The organism is Psychrobacter glacincola (assembly GCF_904846075.1).
GTDB classification, from domain to species: domain Bacteria; phylum Pseudomonadota; class Gammaproteobacteria; order Pseudomonadales; family Moraxellaceae; genus Psychrobacter; species Psychrobacter glacincola_C.
In genome coordinates this window covers 227,089-246,649 of the sequence record NZ_CAJGZH010000001.1, presented here as the reverse complement: position 1 = coordinate 246,649, position 19,561 = coordinate 227,089, and the positions used below count along the sequence as shown (strand labels likewise).

Genomic DNA, 19,561 nt, shown 5'->3' with positions numbered 1-19,561 from the left:
ATTTAGACTTTTATCAAGGGGCTGACAATGGCGACTTTGCAACTTACCCACGCCCCTATCTTAAATAGTAGCGCGCAGCTGCTTATTCTACCAGTCAATACTGCAGGGATTCTTTTAGACCCTGTTCTCACAAAAGCTAAGACTTTATTTGCTGATAATTATCAACGTTACTATCGCGCATGCCGTGATGGCAGTTTACGTGTAGGTAGTTGCTTACTGCATAAACGTGCGCTTGAGCAAGCTGGTTTAAGCATCAGCAGTAATGGCAATCAGCCCAGTTATATCGCTAATCTTGTGGTATCAAATCATCCTTACCACCCCACACGGTCACAATGGTTGATTGCCGCATTGAAAGATTTATCTGAGCAGCTTATCCCGCTCATCCGTTATCAAGGTATTCGTAGAATTGCCCTCCTCGCACGCCCACTTATTCATAACCACTCACGAAATGAGACAGCTAACGTTTCCAACGCAGCCAATTTAGCAAACGCAGGCTCACTTGCGTTAGACTGGCACGCTGATATCTTACCGTTACTCTTACAGCACCTACAAGATTTGCCTAAAGTTCGAATCGATATTCATCTTCCTAAAGACTTTAATATAGACCAATCACTTTGATATAGGCCATTTACTTTAATAAGATATTCTACTGAAAACAAGATTTTACACCCATAAAAAAACCGCCTTAAGCACTCATGACGAGAGACTTAAAGCGGTTTTTAGATGTTGACTACATTAGATATCGATTAGCTTTGTTCGATACCTTTCATAGTCAATTTAATACGACCACGGTTATCGACGTCTTGGACGAAGACTTTAACGATCTGACCTTCTTTTAGGTAGTCAGAAACATTCTCAACGCGCTCTTCAGCGATTTGTGAGATATGTACCAAGCCATCAGTGTTTGGCAAGACGTTAATAAACGCGCCAAAATCAACGATACGAGCAACCGTACCTTCATAAGTTTTGCCCACTTCGACTTCTGCCGTCAACGCTTCGATTCTACCGATAGCTGCTTTAGTTGCCGCTTTGTTTTCACCAAATATACGAATCGTGCCGCCATCATCGATATCGATAACTGCGCCAGTCTCTTCGGTTAGTTGACGAATCATCGCGCCGCCTTTACCGATTACGTCACGGATTTTGTCCGGATTGATTTCGATAACCGCATAGTTTGGTGCATGAGCGTTGATTTCAGTACGGCTCTCAGGCAATACTTTATTCATCGCGTCCAAAATATGGATACGACCGGCATGGGCTTGCTTAAGCGCTTGCTCCATGATGTCAGGCGTAATACCTTCGATTTTGATGTCCATCTGCAGCGCAGTGATACCATCTTTAGAACCAGCAACTTTAAAATCCATATCGCCAAGATGATCTTCATCACCTAAGATGTCTGATAGTACAGCGAAACGCTCACCTTCTTTAACCAGACCCATAGCGATACCAGCAACTGGTGCTTTTAGTGGAACACCAGCATCCATCAATGCCAAGCTTGCGCCGCAAACAGACGCCATAGAAGATGAACCATTTGACTCAGTAATCTCTGATACCACACGGATGACATACGGGAAGCGTTCGCTATCCGGTAGCATCGCTTGTACACCGCGACGTGCCAAACGACCATGACCGATTTCACGACGTTTTGGAATACCTTCACGACCCGTTTCACCTACTGAGAAATGTGGGAAGTTGTAATGCAGCATGAAATGGTCACGGATAGTGCCACCTAGCGAGTCAATCATGTTAACGTCGCGACTGTTACCCAATGTAGTCGTAACCAATGCTTGCGTTTCACCGCGTGTGAACAATGCTGAACCATGCGTGTATGGCAATACACCAACTTGTACGTCAAGGGCACGAACAGTCTCAAGATCACGACCATCAATACGCGGCTTACCTGACAAGATATTGTCACGAACCGTACGATATTTAAGATCGTTATAAATTTCTTTAAGCTCAGATACTGTATCAGCGTAAGTTTCTGACTCAGCATCACCAGCGAGCGCATCGATAATTGATTGCTTGATTTCATCAAGCTTAGTGTAGCGCGCTTGCTTATCAGTAATCGTATAAGCGTCAGCAACTTGCTCGCCAAACTGCTCTTTCATGCTGCTGGTAAGCGCTTGATCACGCTCAGGGGCAGTATACTGCTGCTTAGCAGTACCGATTTCTTCTGCCATTGAAGCAATGTTATCAATAACGATTTGCTGTTGTTGATGACCATATAATACCGCGCCTAGCATTTGATCTTCTGACAGCTCTGCGGCTTCAGATTCAACCATTAGTACCGCAGACTTCGTACCAGCCACAACCAAATCAAGATCACTCTCTTTAAGCTGCTCAATGGTTGGGTTCAGGATGTACTCGCCGTTGATAAAGCCAACACGGGCAGCTGCGACTGGACCATTGAATGGTGCATCAGAGATAGCCAGTGCCGCTGATGCGCCGATTAAGGCTGCGATATCTGCAGACTGAGTCTTATCTGATGAAACAACCGTTGCCGTAATTTGGATTTCGTTAACGTAACCTTCAGGGAATAGCGGACGAATCGGACGGTCAATCAAGCGTGAGGTTAGGGTTTCGAACTCGCTTGCACGACCTTCACGTTTGCCATAGGCACCTGGGATTTTGCCCGCTGCATACATTTTTTCTTGATAATTAACCGTTAGCGGAAAGAAGTTTTGACCTTCTTTAGCCTCTGACTTTACCACTGCTGCGACAAGTACCGTAACGCCGCCCATATGTACTAAGATAGAGTTTGCTTGACGAGCAATACGACCTGTCTCAATCACAACCTGTTGGTTGCCATACTGAAATTCACGCTTAATGGTGTTAAACATTGTCATATAATCTTCCTAATGTTGACTGACGAAAGTAATATCAGCATTATAAAAAGCTGATATTTTTCATTAAAATTCTGTGTATGTGACTACTAGTGTATATGACTACTAATTGACAGTCTTTCTCTCAGAAATCATCTCAACCAGTGCCAATAACATTACCTAGTTATTCCATATGCCTATCGGTGCTAGACATCGTACTATTGTGTATATTTGGTCATTCAATTTTGGCTTTACTATAAATACTATCAAAAAGACCTTAAGTCAAAAGACTTCGGTGCTAAAAACCCTACAGGCTATTTTTCTGCGCTTTTGAGAGTTGGATATTAGCGCAGCTAGCTATTCTATAAGCTAAGAAACGGGTATTTTATAAATAGTCACCATATATGTAGTAGATATACTATCAAACTCACAAGGCATTATTTTACAGTGATTTATAGCCATTGACCAATGAATTGCGGAACACAGCAATTATCGATAGAAAACACTTAGCTCTAGGCTCTAGTGTTACTGTTTTTACGAAAACTTCTATTACCTACTTTGAATTGGTCTTTATAACCAATGCTATCCAAAATCAATCTTGAAAATGAATAAGCATAAAAAAACGGCGTGAAACTATTCCACACCGTTTTTAGAAAAATCTATTTTATCGATAGCAACAAGCAAGTTCCAAGCGAATCAGCAAAAATTCTAAAATAGCACCATATGATGGCTTCTTTTATTTTAGCATCCACTCGTACTATTGTCGTTAGATTAACGACGTAGACCTAACTGGCTGATAAGCGTGGTGTAACGACCAAGATCTTTACCTTTTAGGTAATCAAGCAATTTACGACGCGTGTTAACCATACGGATAAGACCGCGACGGCTATGATGGTCAGCTTTATGTGCTTTAAAATGGTTCTGCAAATCGTTGATACGAGCACTCAATAGAGCTACTTGAACTTCTGGAGAACCAGTGTCATTTTCGCCACGTTGGTATTGAGCAATGATTTGTTCGCGATCGGTATTAGTTAGCATAAATATCTCCGGCAATGCTAAAAACTTTAAGACATTCTCGAATTTGAGTAAGATCTAAAGCAGTAGAATAGTAAATAAAATAGCCTGCACGTCATTCAGGACAACCCTGCATTACTAGAGTTGACCTAGTGTACGACAAGCTAATGAGTCATAACGACCATTTAGGATAAGTTGCGATGAGAGAGCACTTAATATAACTATCCGTTTTGGACAGTCTATGAAGCACGATATCTGATCTCAACCTAATGTAAATGTGACGGTGATTATAACAAAAAACTGCTGAACTAGCAGCAGTTTTTCATAATACTTGTAAAGTCAGATTTATTTTTTATAGTTAAATCATCCGTCAATAGGCAATAGAATTTGCTTATTTCTTGACGTCATCTTCCGTCGCGTTACCGCCTAGTTCATCATCTTCAAGCGGTGCAGCTGTGGTAACTTCTGCTAAACTATCAGGAGTAGCATGCTCGCTAGGATTCATGTCTTCTGCAAGCCTTTCAATCTCTTTTTCTTGCTCATCCATGTTATTCAATGAATTACTCATATTAGCTCCTGAATTATTATTTTTTGAAGTAGCTGTTTTATACTTTTTACATTGAGATGCAAATGTCATCAGTGATATTGAGATGTAGAGATAATCAGCAAATATATCAGTGTCACCTTGTTATGGATGACACGTCACATACTCTACTTGTCTTCTTTAGCGTTTTTTACATTGTCTGCAATACGATCTGCTGCGGCTTCACTATCTTCAGTATGATTGTTCTCAGTTTGGCTTTTAAGCGCTGCAGTTGCTGACTCAGAACGTTGTTGCTCAAGCTTGGTATCGCTTGGGTTAGAGTTTGACATAATATTTTCCTCAGTTACAGTTGTGAATGTTTAAGAAATATAAGTAATTAATTACTCAGTAAGTGGGTAGAAAAATTAAGATAATGCCTTATCAATAGCATCAACGAAATTGCTGATATCATCTGGATTACGTGAGGTAATCAAATTACCGTCTACCTGTACTGTTTGATCTACAAATTTTGCACCAGCGTTTTCTAAATCTATCTGTAGCGTATGATAAGCAGTGAGCGTTTTACCTTTGGCAATGCCTGTATTGATAAGTGCCCAAGGAGCATGGCAAATGACAGCTAATGGCTTGCCTGCATCATTGATAGCGTTGATAATACTATGAGCCTCTTCATTGCCACGAATCGTATCCGCATTGACAGTACCACCTGGTAGTACCAACGCATCATAATCAGAAACGCTTGCGTCTTTTGCATAGATATCAGCAGTAAATGTATCGCCTTTGTCTACATCTTGCTGCATGGCTTGCACTTCTTTTTCTTTATTTGTGGTTATAAGAAGTGTCTTGTAACCTTTATCTTTGAGTTGATTATTAACCTTTTCGTATTCTGCTTGCTCGAAGTTATTATGTAGTAAAAAAGCGATGGTTTTCATGATATTCCTTTTTTCGTTATGAGTGATTTTCTTTTAGTTGTTTTATTATTCATACTTTATTTTTATGAGTCGTTGTTATTATTGGCTGTATAGTCTTCCTCTGACCCATCTTGTTCCTATTAAATATTCTCTTTCGAACCTAGTTTCTATTTTTGATATATGACTTTTTATCTTATTATTTTTTTATGTTCTTATTCTTAGAGTCTTAGTTCGATTTATTCTTCTACCCAGACTTCCTATCTGGTAGATCTAAAGTACAAAAAAAACAGGTTCCACCATAGGTGAAACCTGCAATAAAATGTGAGGATATGTGATTAGTGTAAACTATTAGTAAGCTAAAACGTGTTTAAACGAGGGTTATATAAGAACCGTAACATTAACGCTGGATTAATTTTTTAGGCTGCAATCTACCGTTGAGACTTACGGCACCCAGTCCAAGAAACTGACCTTGATGATTTATCAAACGAATATCAACTGGAATCTCATGGATCAAGGGTTGTTGGTCATCGTTACTACTCACAATATCACTATCTAGTTGGATATCGTCGTTTTCTGACACAGACGACTGATGACTGATACTAGTTGAAATATAGTCGCGCAGACTGTCTGTCAGTTGCTCAAACACATTCAAGCGTTGACCCATCTGTATACGCTCACACTGCTCAAACGTCAACACCATCTCAGCTTCAATATTAATGCAAGCATCTACCGGCATCAATTGCTCTTGCCTGTTATCGAACACTAATGCTTCTAAGTCTGGCAAAGTAATCGCATCATTGATTTTAAAATCACCAACCTGCGTACGGCGTAATGCAGTCAAATGCCCTAATGTACCCATCGCTTTAGCGATGTCTTCACCGAGTACACGCACATAAGTCCCTTTAGTACAGGTCACTGTCAATTGAATTTTCTCATGATCAAGCGCTTTTAAATCAATGGCCTTGATTACAATACCTCTAGGCGCTCGTTCTACCTCAATTCCCGCACGAGCATACTCATAGAGTTTTTTGCCATCTTTTTTTAGTGCAGAATACATCGGTGGTATCTGCTGCTGAGCACCTAAAAACTGCTGAGCGACTTTGTCTAACAGTACATCATCAAATTTTGGAATGGGTGCCTTAGCAGTGATTTGACCATCGGCATCACCAGTATCAGTTTGACCGCCAAGTAGAATAGTTGCTTGATAAGATTTATCTGCATCTAGCTGATAATGACTAAATTTTGTCGCTTCACCCATACAAATCGGCAATAGACCAGTTGCCATTGGATCAAGTGTCCCTGTGTGCCCCGCTTTTTTACTGTCATGATTTGGCGACTTAAAAAGATACTTCACCTTTGACACCACTTGCTGTGAAGTCATGCCTTTGGGTTTATCAACTAAAATAACACCCGAGACTTTAATCTTGTTAGGGTGATTACTAGACTTTTTATCCGCTTGCGTAGATGCGATAGACATAACGACTTTTACCCTTCTACTCTTCGTTTTCTTGCTCGTCAGACTCATTTTCTTCAGTCTTAATAACTGCTTTACTGATTAAATCCATCATGTAATTACCACGAGCAGTCACTTCGTCATAATGAAAACGCAAGCGTGGTGTGGTACGTGTTTTTAGGCTGTGGCTTAATTCGGTGCGCAAAAAGCCCGCCGCTTTATTAAGTACTTTGATGCTTTCTTCATGATTGGTCTTATTCATGGAATCATTAAGCTCAGGCTCCATGATGGTGACATAGACATCAGCATACCCTAGGTCAGGACTAACTTTGACACTAGAAATAGTGACAAAACCAGTTAAACGAGGGTCATTGACTGCATCACGGATGAGAACAGCAAGCTCACGTTGAATTTGGTCGGCTAAGCGTTGTAGACGTTGGTTCATATTGTTACCTTACTTTAATATGGCTTATTTTCACTGATTGATATATTGGCTTATTAACAAATTTTAGGACTAATAGTTGGTAAAAAAGGCCTAGCAGGATGTACCTGTTAGGCCTAAGTACAGCTAGATATTAAGAAGATACTAATCTGCTCAGCTGATTAAGCATATTGCATGATTAGATATCCTGCTATCGAACTGTAACGTTAGATAGTACGTGCAAACTCTTGGATTTCAAAGACTTCGATCTTATCGCCAGCTTCGACATCATAGCCACGAACAGCCATACCACATTCCATACCAGTACGTACTTCATTAACGTCTTCTTTATAGCGACGCAATGATTGCAATTGACCGGTAAAGATAACTTGGTCATCACGCAATACGCGGATAGGTTTGTTGCGATAAATTGTACCTTCAACCACCATACAGCCAGCAGCAGCACCGAACTTACTAGAACGGAATACTTCACGAACGTCTGCAACACCAAGGATTTTCTCACGATGTTCTGGCGCAAGCATACCACTCATAGCTGCTTTGACATCATCAATCAAACCATAGATAACGCTGTAATAACGGATATCCATGTTGGCGGCATCTGCTTTGCGACGTGCGGTCGCATCAGCACGAACGTTGAAACCTAACAATACCGCTTCGCTAGATTCTGCAAGTGTCACATCAGATTCAGAGATAGGACCGACGCCTGAGCTGATTACTCTGACTTTAACTTCATCAGTTGATAGCTCATTCAATGCTGAAAGCAGTGCTTCAAGCGAACCACGAACATCGGTTTTCAATACGATATTCAAGAATGACACATCACCTTGTTCCATCTGATCAAACATGCTTTCTAAACGCATGGCATTCTGACGTTCAAGTTGACGCTCACGCTCACGGTTGCTTCTAAACTCTGCCACTTCACGAGCTTTTTTCTCGTCGGTTAAGACTAAGAACTCGCTGCCAGCTGCTGGCGTTTCAGGTAGGCCTAAAATTTCTACAGGGATAGAAGGACCCGCTGATTGAATACGCTTACCATGTTCATCAGTCATCGCACGAACTTTACCGTAATGCTCGCCTGCCAAGACCAAGTCGCCTTGCTTTAATGTGCCTTTTTTAACTAAGACACTAACAACCGGACCGCGCCCTTTTTCAAGTCTTGATTCAATGACCACACCTTGAGCAGCGCCATCTAACGGTGCTTCTAGCTCCATTAGTTCAGCTTGTAGGCTAATAAGTTCTAACAGCTCATCAATACCATCACCGGTTTTGGCTGAGATGCGAGCCATTGGCGTATCGCCGCCCCACTCTTCTGAAACAACTTCTTTAGCAGTCAATTCATTAAGAACGCGATCTGGATCAGCGCTTGGCTTATCCATTTTATTAATTGCAACGATAATTGGCGTACCAGCAGCACGAGCATGATCAATAGCTTCTGCTGTTTGCGGCATCATACCATCATCAGCGGCAACAACTAACACAACAATGTCAGTCGCCTGTGCACCGCGTGAACGCATAGCACTAAAGGCCGCGTGACCTGGAGTATCAAGGAAGGTAATCACACCACGATCGGTTTTAACGTGATAAGCACCGATATGCTGAGTAATACCACCTGCTTCACCAGTTGCCACTTTTGTTTCACGAATTTTATCAAGTAATGATGTCTTACCGTGATCGACGTGACCCATGATCGTGACTACTGGCGGACGAGTTTGAACGTTACTGCTACGCTCATCAACGGCGTCTTGTAGATCGTCTTCAACCTTAGTATCACTAACCAGTACTGGATTGTGACCCATCTCTTCAACGAGCAAACTTGCTGTCGCTTGATCAATCGTATCTGACTCACGAGCCATCTCACCCATTTTCATAAGCAATTTGGTGACTTCGCGCGCTTTAACTGCCATACGTTGAGCAAGATCTGCGACTGTAATTTGTTCACTAATCTCAACATCGTAAACAATTTTTTCAACAGGTTTTTCGAACTTATGCTGTGATGCTTGCGTTGAACGCAAACCGTTTTTACGGTTTTTGATTTCACGCTCATCTTGATTCTTACGACGACCACGGCCACGAGCACTAGTACTACTGGTGCCACGCTTGATTTCACGACGTTCTTTTTCAAATGATTCTTCTAAGGCATCACCAACTAAACCTTCAGCGAGTGGCTCATCTTTACGAACTTCAGAAGCAGGCTGATCTGTATATTTTCCAGCCATTTTACGCATTTGTTCAAGCGTACGTTTCTGTGCTTCTTCAGCTTGAGCGCGGCGTGTTTCTGTTTCGATTTCACGTAAACGAGCTTCTTCTTTCTCACGCATTTCGCGCGCTTTACGCTCAACCGCCGTTTCAACTTTCGGTTTCGTCGCTGCAATTTTTTTCTTCGGTTGGTCTTTAGGTTTTACTTCGACAGTGGTTTTGCCACCTTTTTTCACAACCACTGAGGTTGAGATATCGTCGTTTTTATCATCTGACTTTTTGCTAGAGCCTAAGCTTGCACGCATTGCCGCCAAGGTTGCAGCTTGACGTTCTTCAGATTTCTTCTTGGTAGCAGCACGCTCTTCAGCATCTTTAGCAGCACGTTCTTGCGACTCAATCATCGCTTGCTCACGCGCAGCCAACTCTTCAGCCATTTTTTCTGGATCAGGCTTTTCAAATACTTTCTTTTTACGCACTTCCACATTGACGCTCTTAGATTTACCTGAAGAGCCGGTCACGCGCGCAGTGCTAGTTGTCTTAGATTTAAGACTAATACGACGCTTTTCTTGCTGACCATGACTTTGCTTTAAATACGTCACCAACTTCTCTTGCTCAAGCTCAGTGACTAGGTCACCCTCTGCACGAGCAGGCAGTCCAGCATCTACCAATTGCTGTTGTACAGCACTTGCGGTTTTGCCTACCATATCTGCCAGTTCTTTGACGGTCTTATCTGCCATTTATTATCACCTACTGTCTATTATTTGCTATATGTTCAATTCAGTTGTTGGCTACAAATGATTGGGGTAAGGCTGGTATTGGTACTGCTTTGACACCAGCACTTTATTATCGATAGCATATCACTAAAAGACAGCGATATGCAGTTACCGCTTATTCATTGAACCAAGATTCCCGAGCTTTCATGATGAGTTTTCCTGCGGTTTCAGAGTCTAAACCTTCGATATCTTCGAGATCGAAGACTGCTTGTTCTGCCAAATCATCAACGGTAATAATGTCTTTTTGTGCCATTTTATAGGCCCAATTGACTGTCATACCTTCAAGCTCTTGTAGCTCTTGACTTGGCTCTTTCATGTTCTGTTGTTTGACCAGCTCATCAGCGATGACCACTTCTTTTGCACGCTCTTGAATCATCTCAATTGCTTCATCGTCTAGACCTTCAATATCATAAAAGGTTTCAACTGGTACGTAAGCCACTTCTTCAATACTGGTAAAACCAATATCGACAAGTGCTTGTGCTAAGTCTTTATCCACTTCTAAACGTTCATAGAATAATTCGATAAAGGCTTTCGATTCGTTTTGTTGACGCTGCTGATATTCTTCTTCTAGCATCATATTAAGCTTATAACCAGTTAGCTCAGACGCCAAACGTACGTTTTGACCTTGTGAACCGATCGCACGCGCCAACTGATCGTTGGTGCTAAAGATAATATCAGCTGTCTGCGTATCTTCATCCAAGATGATGCTACTGACGTCAGCTGGCTCTAAAGCACTGATAATGAACTGTGCTGGATCATCTGACCACACCACAACATCAATGCGTTCGCCATCAAGCTCCTGCTGGACGGCTTGGATACGTGTACCACGCATACCAATACAAGCGCCAACTGGATCGATACGATGATCGTTGGTTTTCACAGCTATTTTAGCACGAGTACCCGGCAAGCGCGCGACGTTGCGGATTTCAATAATTTGTTCGGCAATTTCAGGCACTTCTTTTTGCATCAATGCTGAAAGCATTTCAGGATGAGTACGAGACAGTAGCAACTGAGCGCCGCGGTTTTCACGGTTTACATGATACAAAATGGCATTGATACGTGATTTTGCACGTAATTGCTCACGCGGCAGCATCTGATCACGTGACAAATAGCCTTCGGCATTGTCACCTGAATCAATGATATAGCCATCACGAGTCTGCTTTTTGACTTCGCCATACATCATCTCGCCAACACGTGGCTCAAAAGCATCTGCTACTAAATTACGCTCAGCTTCACGAATCTTTTGGATGATGACTTGTTTGGCTTGAGTCGCAGCAATACGACCAAACTCAATCGATTCAATCTGTTCTTCTTTGACATCGCCGATTGACCATTCTTCTGGATCAAGATCGCTGATGGCTAGCTGACAAGCAGGCATTTCATGGTCTTCATCTGCAACCACTGTCCAGTAACGATAAGTATCGTAATCGCCCGTTGTACGGTCGATAGCAACCCGTACTGCCACTTCTGGCTGTTCGGTGTATACTTTTTTCTTAGTCGATACCACCAAAGCATCTTCTATCGCTTCAAAGATATCTTCAGGATTTAAGCCCTTTTCATTACTGACAGTTTCTACTACCGTTAAGATTTCACGACTCATGCTATACCTGTCCTATCATTTTTAATTGACTTAAATTTTATAATTTGTGTATTACTATTATATTTTCACCGTAAGCTATATAAGCTGTTTGGATATTAAAATACTGATGAATGATTTGTTACTTCAAGTTGTCAAATCAAACCAAGCTGTACAAAAGCTTAGGCATCTTCATAAATCAAATTGGCTTTATCAATATTACTCAGTGCAATCTCAAACTGCTGACCATCGCTTGATGTCAGATTTAAGACATTTGCATCGATACTATCTAAAGTACCTGTCGCTTTGCGACGTTTTTGATCACCTTCACCAATCGCTTGTATTAAACGCAAGCTGACGGTTTGACCAACATAGGCATGCATCTGCTCATCGGAAAAGAATGCACGGTCGAAACCTGGTGAAGAAACTTCTAAGATAAACTCACCAGCAATCGGATCATGAACCTCAAGAATACCGCTCACTTGATGGTTCACTGCTGCACAGTTTTCAATGGTTACTTGTTTATTTTGGGCCTGCTCTTCTGGCAATGCTTCAATATAAATGCGTAATAAAGAGCGATTGCCTTGCGGTGCAAACTCGATACCCCATAATGCCACATCGCAAGCCGCGACGGCAGGAGCAATAATATTGGTCAGTTCTGTAACTTTGGTTGAAAGCTTCATAATCTATTTATCTTTTCCTATTCACGTATCTATCGTACTTAGTAAACCGCGTAATTGTCGCTCACTCATGAAATTTATTTATTAGTAAGAGACACAGTCATTATATTATCTTAAATCACAAACATATTATTTTATATGATATGCGCTTATATAGGGATGAGCACAAAAAACATCAAGCTCAGCCAGACAATGCTTTTATTATTCACAAAGCAGTACTATCGATAAAGGAGTGAGGAATAAAGGATAGTGTGCTTAAGAAGCAGCGCGCCGATAGCGGCAGGTGACAACCAATAACGAATAATATCGCACTCTATAGAACTAGAGCTTAGCATAAGTAGGATAGATACCGCGATACCACTGACCGTCAGATACAAAAAAACCCACAAACATAATGGTGGGCTAATCGTTACTGACAAATTTAGTGTACAAAACATCAGTATAAAAAGTGGTAGCGGGGGCTGGATTTGAACCAACGACCTTCGGGTTATGAGCCCGACGAGCTACCAGACTGCTCCACCCCGCATCAATCTATGGTGCGTATTATAGGGGGGTTTTATATAAGTGTCAATCTTTATTTTAAATAAATTAAACTAAATTTCTTACCTATATTACTAACGCCGCACTTAATACGTTACAACTTTAAAAACTTGGTGCGATTGGGGGGACTTGAACCCCCACAGCTTGCGCCACCACCCCCTCAAGATGGCGTGTCTACCATTCCACCACAATCGCATTTTTCACTGCTCTACTATTACTATCTAATCTATCATAATAGATGCTTAAGGTAGGCATTGATAGAATCAGACTGCTAAAACAGAAAAGCATTGTAAATCTAACGCCTCAAAATAGCAAGAGCTGCCTCAATTAAAAGGCAATGACTAAAGACAGCTAGTAAAGGCAAGTTTCTTTAAAGTACAGTTATTGAGGATTCTGTGTCAATGGACGCGGCGTTTGTGGTGCTGACACAGGTGCATCTAAACGGAACTGATCTTCAGCCTGTTTGCGCGCATGAACGGCTAGCGTCATACTGGTGATAAAAAATATCACTGTTAATACTGCTGTCGCACGCGTTAAAAAGTTCGCTGTTCCTGCCGCACCAAAGACCGTACCTGACGAGCCAGCGCCAAAAGAAGCTCCAGCGTCTGCCCCTTTACCATGCTGTATCAAAATCAAGCCGATCATGGCAATCGCCACGATAATATGCAGGGCTAATATAAACGTAAACATGGTGGCCTCTTTTGCCGCGTAATGACGACTGATAACGGAAAATAAATCTTACGGTTAATAGGAATAGCAATTGACGGGTAATGCTGCCAAATCGATTATATAAATAAGGCGCATTGTACACGATTGCAAGGGCACTGTTAAACCTACTTTTGCCAACTGATAAAGACATTTTATAATCGAGACCGCCATGAAATGCACGTTTCATCTCTATTAACTAGTCTTTAGCTCGACTAAAGGCATTAGCAATTGCCAAAAAACTCTCTACCTTTAATGATGCGCCGCCAACCAATGCCCCATCAATCATAGGATCTGCAGCGAAGCTATCGGCATTGTCCGCATTGACACTACCACCATATAGCACACTCATTATCTTTAGTGATTCTGCAAAGCCTGTGATGGTTTGCTTAATATGCTGATGCGTTTGACTGACTTCGCTCACGGTTGGGACTTTGCCAGTACCAATCGCCCACACTGGCTCATAAGCAATGATCAGTCGATTAGATAGTGATGACATGAGATCTGGTTGGATAGTAATCACTTCTTTTATTACTGATAACTGAGTGTCAATTACGTCAAGGGTTTGCTTATCATCATATTGAGCCTGAGTTTCGCCAATACAAAATACCACGCCCAAACCTTGGGTGAGTGCGTGAGTCACTTTCTGCAATAACGTATCGTGAGACTCGCTATGATACTGGCGACGCTCAGAATGACCCAGTATCGTCCAAGTTGCCCCAGCGTCTGCTATTTGCTGTGCTGAGCAATCACCCGTATAAGCGCCAACACTGGCACTATGCGCACTGACGTCTTGCGCTGCACTCAATATCGAACTACCAGCTAAACGCGCACTGACAGCTGCCAGATGAATACAGCTTGGTGCCACCATCAACTGACAGCGACTACTTGACCGTTCTGTGTCGGCTTGCTCTTTAGCATCAATCGTAGTCAACAAATTATTCAACAATAAATCGACGTCGTGACTCGTTGCTGGATTTTGTTTCCAATTACCAATTACCCAAGCTTGCATACTCATCTACCTTGTTTCATCTATTCTTGCCAATTTGGCTAATATGCGCGCCAGTATAACAAATAATTCTCAAGTGCTATAGTATGCTGCCACCAGCAGAAAAACAGACAGTCAGTGCGAATATTTACTAAGGCGTGTCCTCACTCTAAAAAATTATGATAAAAATGAGATAAATTACTGTTAAACAAGGAAAGTAGCGCAAATATTATCGAGATATTGATAAGCTATTTGACGATGTTTGGCAAAATTCAACCATTTTCAACTTATTTAGAGGATAGTCTATTAAATTGAGGATACGCTCTAGACATTGTCTCAAGCTATGATTTTTTGGGTCAAGCACTCAATCGTCCATATAAAATCTTTAAACTAAAGTAATGTTTTATAGTATTGTGTCTATATATAACAGAACATTATCACCAATCTAACGACCAAGCTACTGATGACCTACACTATTAAAACGCTTTCTCTGCTAGATCTCTTGTAAGAGCATCTCTGCATTGACTGTTATTAATGATAGCCTAAAGGCTAACAATGACTTATAGCAGGTCTCTGTTAAAAATTATAATAGTAAGTGGCTCTCAGAAGTATATGGATTTCAGACAAATATATAGCATATTGGGTATTAAGGAGAAGTCGTAATGTCTATCACCACGAGCAAGTATGGTGGTTTAGCGCACCAGCTAATCAGCGAAGGTATCGTCAGCGAAGCGAATATGAAAATCGCGCAGACCGAATCGCAACAGCAACAAGTAGGACTAGTGCCCTACCTAGTCGATAATAAATTGGCAGATGCTTATCATCTTGCACAGATGTTGTCACAAGCTTTTGGTGATCCTCTTTTCGATCTTGATTCTTTACATGTTGATGTCATTCCAAAAGACTTAGTAGATGAAAAAATCATTCGTAAATTTAATGCGTTGCCATTATTCAAACGAGGACAGCGTTTATTCGTCGCATTAAGTGATCCAACTCGTGTGGATGCAATTGACGCTATTGCTTTTAATTCACGGCTGTCTATTGAAACTATTGTCGTCGAAGAAGACAAGTTAAAAAAGCGTATTGAGAGTCTTTACGCTGATGCCATGCAAAATTTTGATAGCTTCTCTGATAGCGATTTAAATGTTGGCTTTGATGAAGGTGAAGAAGAGGAAGGCGAGACCAAGCTTAGTGATGGTGTCGAGGAAGCACCCGTTGTAAAATTTGTTAATAAAATGCTGGTTGATGCCATTCGTATGGGTGCCTCTGACTTGCACTTTGAGCCCTATGAAAAAACCTATCGCGTTCGCTTTCGTGTCGATGGGGTGATGCAAAAAATGGCCAATCCACCTGTACAACTGGCTGGGAAAATTGCAGCCCGCTTAAAAGTAATGTCGCAGATGGATATTTCAGAGCGCCGTGTGCCACAAGATGGACGTATCAAGCTCAAGATATCTAAAGATAAAGCCATCGACTTTCGAGTAAGCTGTCTGCCTACCCTATTTGGCGAAAAACTTGTACTTCGTATTTTGGATCCTTCTTCAGCGATGTTGGGTATTGAAGCGCTCGGCTATGAACCTGATCAGAAAGATATGTTTTTAGAGGCACTGCATAAACCACAAGGTATGTTGCTTATCACGGGACCAACTGGTTCTGGTAAGACCGTGTCGCTTTATACTGGTATTAATATTTTAAATACTGGCGCGACCAACATATCCACTGCTGAAGATCCAGTGGAGATTAACTTGGAGGGGATCAATCAAGTCAACGTCAATCCAAAAGTGGGTCTAACTTTCGCAAATGCCCTCAAATCTTTTTTACGCCAAGATCCTGATATCGTCATGGTTGGTGAGATTCGTGACCTTGAAACTGCTGAAATTGCAATTAAAGCAGCGCAAACAGGGCACATGGTGCTTTCAACCCTACATACCAACTCAGCACCTGAAACACTGACGCGGCTGCGGAACATGGGTGTGGCCTCCTTTAATATCGCGACTTCAGTGAACTTGGTTATCGCCCAGCGCCTAGCACGACGTTTGTGTAAAAACTGCAAAAGACCTATTAATATCCCTAAGCAAAGTCTGCTTGAGCTCGGCTTTACAGACGCCGATTTAGACAATCCAGACAATATCATTCACGAGCCAGTAGGCTGTAATGAATGCCGTGAAGGTTATAAAGGACGAGTCGGTATCTACGAAGTCATGAAAGTCAGCCCTGATATCTCACGAATCATTATGGAAGACGGTAACGCGATAGATATTAAAGACGCTGCACTTAAAAATGGCTTCCGAGACCTGCGTCGCTCTGGGATTTTAAAAGTCTTACAAGGCGTAACCAGCATTCAAAAAATGATGCGCGTCACTCCTGAGTGAGCATACTGGCTATGCGCATGTTGCATACGCACAAAAATACAGACACTGCTGATCACTAAAGAGGAACGTTTGAAGTGACTAAACCAACTACTTTTTAATCTTGAATTGTCGAAAAAACAGCTTTTAGTAACGCACTGATAAAAGGGTGTTTGGAAATTTAAAACTGTCCTTATATGAGTAATGCCATTATTTATATAAGGACTAAGATTATGGGCGTTAATTGTACGGACTTTTATAAATCAGCAATAATCTCTACCAGATATACTTAAATATAAAACAGAGTTATACTGGTTTTTTACGTTAAAATAAAGTATGCCTTTTTTATGTAATGAGTCAGGCATCGTTGTACATCTTTGCAATATCTATATTAGACAATATTTTGAGGGTAGTAACATGGCAAAAGCGAAGACCGACATGCTGTTAGACTTTGTCTATGATGGGGTGAATCGACGCGGACAAAAAGTAAAAGGGGAGACCACTAGCCGTAGTTTAGAGTTAGCAAAAGCCACTTTACGCAAACAAGGTATCAGCGTCAAAGGTATCAAGAAAAAACCGAAGCCGCTTTACACTTTCAAGAAATCCATCAAACCTATTGATATTGCTATTTTTTCTCGGCAAATGGCGACCATGATGAAAGCGGGCGTGCCATTGACCCAATCCTTTGAGATTGTTGCTGACTCACTTGATAATCCCAGTATGAAAGATCTGGTATTACAAATAAAATCGGACATTGAAGCGGGTGGGACTTTTGCTTCAGCATTACGCAAGCACCCACGTTATTTTGACGATCTGTTTTGTTCACTCATCGATTCTGGTGAGCAGTCAGGTGCATTGGAAACCATGCTTGAACGCGTTGCTACCTATAAAGAAAAAAGTGAATTACTTAAAGCCAAAATTAAGAAAGCAATGAAGTACCCTATCGCCGTTATCGTCGTTGCTATTATTGTGACTATCATCCTGCTAATTAAAGTAGTACCTGTATTTTCTGGTTTATTTGAATCTTTTGGTGCAGAGCTGCCTGCTTTTACCCAAATGGTTGTCAATATGTCTGAGTGGATGCAAGCATGGTGGTTTATTTTAATTATTATTATTGGCGGTACTATCATTGGCTTTTCAGAGACGAAAAAGCGCTCTAAGAAATTCCGTGACTTCTTAGACCGTGCGGTTTTAAAAGCACCAATATTTGGCAATATTGCCTATCAAGCGATTATCGCGCGTTTCGCTCGTACACTATCGACGACCTTTGCTGCGGGCGTGCCACTTATTGATGCCCTCGACTCTACAGCTGGTGCCACTAATAATGTTGTATTTTATAATGCCACTCAGCAAATCAAAAATGATGTTTCTACTGGTCAACAATTACAGTTTTCAATACGCTCGACCAACCTTTTCCCAAGCTTAGCCATTCAAATGGTTGGCATTGGTGAAGAATCCGGTAGTTTGGAAGAGATGTTAGACAAAGTTGCCGTCTACTATGAAAATGAAGTAGATAACGCTGTTGATGGGTTGACCAGCTTGATGGAACCTTTGATTATGGCAGTCTTAGGCGTATTGATCGGTGGCCTGGTGATTGCCATGTATTTACCGATTTTCCAGATGGGCGCAGTAGTAGGCTAAAAGCTAACTAAAGGACAGCTTGTTCATGCAATTTATAGAGTTATTACAAGATAATATGCCTATCGCTTTAGGCATATTCGGCCTATTAGGTCTTTGTGTTGGCAGTTTTTTAAATGTGGTGATCCACCGTATTCCGCTGATGATGGTTTATAGCTGGCGACAAGAGTGCAGCCAGTTTATGTCAGAACAAGCAGACATGCCTCGCGAACACACTCTACCCCTAACAAATATCGTAGCAGCTGACCAGCCGATTACTTTGAGTCGACCAGCCTCACGCTGCCCTCATTGCGCCCACAAAATAAAGTGGTACGAAAATATACCGTTAATTAGCTGGTTAATACTACGTGGCCGTTGCTCAGAATGTAAAGCTGTGATTGGACTGCGTTATCCACTGGTTGAGCTAGCAACAGCCCTACTATCAATGTTAGTAATTTATCAGTTTGGCGTAACTGCAGCTGGCTTGTCAGCCCTGATTTTGGTATGGACGCTGGTTGCATTAACTGGTATTGATTTTGATACCCAATTACTGCCTGATCGCTTGACCTTTCCATTAGCGGGTTTAGGATTAGCAGTGAATTCACAAGGCTGGTTTGTCTCACCTACCCAGTCAATTTGGGGCTTATTGCTAGGATTTTTGTCATTGTGGATAGTGGTTAAGATATTTTATCTAATCACTAAAAAGCATGGTATGGGGCAGGGAGATTTCAAATTATTGGCAGTATTAGGTGCTTGGCTTGGGCCCATGATGTTGCCATTGATTATTTTATTGTCTTCTCTATTAGGCTCAATTGTTGGGATTATTTTGATGAAGAAACAGGGTGAAAGCAAGCCGTTTGCCTTTGGTCCTTATATCGCTATCGCTGGTATTGTTGCTTTATTATATGGCTCAGATATCGTCAACTGGTATCTCGGCATGTATACTTACTAA

General features: G+C 41.5%; 16 protein-coding genes and 2 tRNA genes. 4 read left to right on the top strand and 14 right to left on the bottom strand.

The window, feature by feature from the left end:
• Positions 1-27: 27 nt before the first annotated feature.
• A complete protein-coding gene (locus JMW85_RS01075; RefSeq protein ID WP_201580678.1) occupies positions 28-618 on the top strand; it encodes a hypothetical protein in 591 nt (196 codons plus the stop codon).
• A gap of 128 nt (positions 619-746) precedes the next feature.
• On the opposite strand, the gene pnp is transcribed toward JMW85_RS01075, so the two are convergent.
• The 14 genes from pnp to tpiA form a co-directional block, all read right to left on the bottom strand.
• On the bottom strand, positions 747-2,849 hold the full coding sequence (pnp, locus tag JMW85_RS01070) for a polyribonucleotide nucleotidyltransferase (RefSeq protein ID WP_060490177.1): 2,103 nt from the start codon (positions 2,847-2,849) through the stop codon (positions 747-749).
• A 747-nt stretch (positions 2,850-3,596) separates the two neighbouring features.
• Complete coding sequence (gene rpsO, locus JMW85_RS01065; RefSeq protein ID WP_045443035.1) at positions 3,597-3,863, bottom strand: 30S ribosomal protein S15; 267 nt, start codon at positions 3,861-3,863, stop codon at positions 3,597-3,599.
• A gap of 367 nt (positions 3,864-4,230) precedes the next feature.
• A complete protein-coding gene (locus JMW85_RS01060; protein WP_201580677.1) occupies positions 4,231-4,407 on the bottom strand; it encodes a hypothetical protein in 177 nt (58 codons plus the stop codon).
• 143 nt (positions 4,408-4,550) lie between these two features.
• Positions 4,551-4,712, bottom strand: coding sequence for a hypothetical protein (locus JMW85_RS01055; protein WP_201580676.1), 162 nt, complete (start codon positions 4,710-4,712; stop codon positions 4,551-4,553).
• 75 nt (positions 4,713-4,787) lie between these two features.
• Positions 4,788-5,312 carry a type 1 glutamine amidotransferase domain-containing protein gene (locus tag JMW85_RS01050; protein WP_201580675.1) on the bottom strand — a complete coding sequence of 175 codons (525 nt, stop codon included), beginning with the start codon at positions 5,310-5,312 and terminating at the stop codon, positions 4,788-4,790.
• A 376-nt stretch (positions 5,313-5,688) separates the two neighbouring features.
• Entirely contained in the window at positions 5,689-6,768 is a 1,080-nt protein-coding gene (gene truB, locus JMW85_RS01045) for a tRNA pseudouridine(55) synthase TruB (protein WP_201580674.1), read from the bottom strand.
• Positions 6,769-6,784: 16 nt separating this feature from the next.
• Positions 6,785-7,189, bottom strand: coding sequence for a ribosome-binding factor A (locus tag JMW85_RS01040; protein ID WP_045443024.1), 405 nt, complete (start codon positions 7,187-7,189; stop codon positions 6,785-6,787).
• Positions 7,190-7,392: 203 nt separating this feature from the next.
• Complete coding sequence (gene infB, locus JMW85_RS01035; protein WP_198330484.1) at positions 7,393-10,119, bottom strand: translation initiation factor IF-2; 2,727 nt, start codon at positions 10,117-10,119, stop codon at positions 7,393-7,395.
• A 151-nt stretch (positions 10,120-10,270) separates the two neighbouring features.
• Positions 10,271-11,755, bottom strand: coding sequence for a transcription termination factor NusA (nusA, locus tag JMW85_RS01030; RefSeq protein ID WP_201580673.1), 1,485 nt, complete (start codon positions 11,753-11,755; stop codon positions 10,271-10,273).
• Positions 11,756-11,913: 158 nt separating this feature from the next.
• Positions 11,914-12,414, bottom strand: a complete 501-nt coding sequence (gene rimP / locus JMW85_RS01025; RefSeq protein WP_045454872.1) for a ribosome maturation factor RimP — start codon at positions 12,412-12,414, stop codon at positions 11,914-11,916.
• A gap of 446 nt (positions 12,415-12,860) precedes the next feature.
• Positions 12,861-12,937: transfer RNA gene (locus tag JMW85_RS01020), tRNA-Met, on the bottom strand.
• 125 nt (positions 12,938-13,062) lie between these two features.
• Positions 13,063-13,146: transfer RNA gene (locus JMW85_RS01015), tRNA-Leu, on the bottom strand.
• A 186-nt stretch (positions 13,147-13,332) separates the two neighbouring features.
• A complete protein-coding gene (gene secG / locus JMW85_RS01010) occupies positions 13,333-13,641 on the bottom strand; it encodes a preprotein translocase subunit SecG (protein ID WP_025652589.1) in 309 nt (102 codons plus the stop codon).
• A 214-nt stretch (positions 13,642-13,855) separates the two neighbouring features.
• A complete protein-coding gene (gene tpiA, locus JMW85_RS01005) occupies positions 13,856-14,668 on the bottom strand; it encodes a triose-phosphate isomerase (protein ID WP_087814885.1) in 813 nt (270 codons plus the stop codon).
• 638 nt (positions 14,669-15,306) lie between these two features.
• Here tpiA and pilB point away from each other — a divergent pair.
• The 3 genes from pilB to JMW85_RS00990 all read left to right on the top strand — a co-directional run bounded on the left by pilB (position 15,307) and on the right by JMW85_RS00990 (position 19,561).
• Positions 15,307-17,016, top strand: coding sequence for a type IV-A pilus assembly ATPase PilB (gene pilB / locus JMW85_RS01000; protein WP_201580672.1), 1,710 nt, complete (start codon positions 15,307-15,309; stop codon positions 17,014-17,016).
• 393 nt (positions 17,017-17,409) lie between these two features.
• Positions 17,410-18,633 carry a type II secretion system F family protein gene (locus tag JMW85_RS00995; protein ID WP_045443014.1) on the top strand — a complete coding sequence of 408 codons (1,224 nt, stop codon included), beginning with the start codon at positions 17,410-17,412 and terminating at the stop codon, positions 18,631-18,633.
• A gap of 25 nt (positions 18,634-18,658) precedes the next feature.
• The gene (locus JMW85_RS00990; protein WP_201580671.1) at positions 18,659-19,561 is read left to right on the top strand and encodes a prepilin peptidase; all 903 of its coding nucleotides are present in this window, start codon (positions 18,659-18,661) and stop codon (positions 19,559-19,561) included.

Coding starts and splice junctions, on each gene's coding strand:
- JMW85_RS01075 (WP_201580678.1), top strand. CDS start 28: ATGGCGACTTTGCAACTTACCCACGCCCCTATCTTAAATAGTAGCGCG.
- pnp (WP_060490177.1), bottom strand. CDS start 2,849: ATGACAATGTTTAACACCATTAAGCGTGAATTTCAGTATGGCAACCAA.
- rpsO (WP_045443035.1), bottom strand. CDS start 3,863: ATGCTAACTAATACCGATCGCGAACAAATCATTGCTCAATACCAACGT.
- JMW85_RS01060 (WP_201580677.1), bottom strand. CDS start 4,407: ATGAGTAATTCATTGAATAACATGGATGAGCAAGAAAAAGAGATTGAA.
- JMW85_RS01055 (WP_201580676.1), bottom strand. CDS start 4,712: ATGTCAAACTCTAACCCAAGCGATACCAAGCTTGAGCAACAACGTTCT.
- JMW85_RS01050 (WP_201580675.1), bottom strand. CDS start 5,312: ATGAAAACCATCGCTTTTTTACTACATAATAACTTCGAGCAAGCAGAA.
- truB (WP_201580674.1), bottom strand. CDS start 6,768: ATGTCTATCGCATCTACGCAAGCGGATAAAAAGTCTAGTAATCACCCT.
- JMW85_RS01040 (WP_045443024.1), bottom strand. CDS start 7,189: ATGAACCAACGTCTACAACGCTTAGCCGACCAAATTCAACGTGAGCTT.
- infB (WP_198330484.1), bottom strand. CDS start 10,119: ATGGCAGATAAGACCGTCAAAGAACTGGCAGATATGGTAGGCAAAACC.
- nusA (WP_201580673.1), bottom strand. CDS start 11,755: ATGAGTCGTGAAATCTTAACGGTAGTAGAAACTGTCAGTAATGAAAAG.
- rimP (WP_045454872.1), bottom strand. CDS start 12,414: ATGAAGCTTTCAACCAAAGTTACAGAACTGACCAATATTATTGCTCCT.
- secG (WP_025652589.1), bottom strand. CDS start 13,641: ATGTTTACGTTTATATTAGCCCTGCATATTATCGTGGCGATTGCCATG.
- tpiA (WP_087814885.1), bottom strand. CDS start 14,668: ATGCAAGCTTGGGTAATTGGTAATTGGAAACAAAATCCAGCAACGAGT.
- pilB (WP_201580672.1), top strand. CDS start 15,307: ATGTCTATCACCACGAGCAAGTATGGTGGTTTAGCGCACCAGCTAATC.
- JMW85_RS00995 (WP_045443014.1), top strand. CDS start 17,410: ATGGCAAAAGCGAAGACCGACATGCTGTTAGACTTTGTCTATGATGGG.
- JMW85_RS00990 (WP_201580671.1), top strand. CDS start 18,659: ATGCAATTTATAGAGTTATTACAAGATAATATGCCTATCGCTTTAGGC.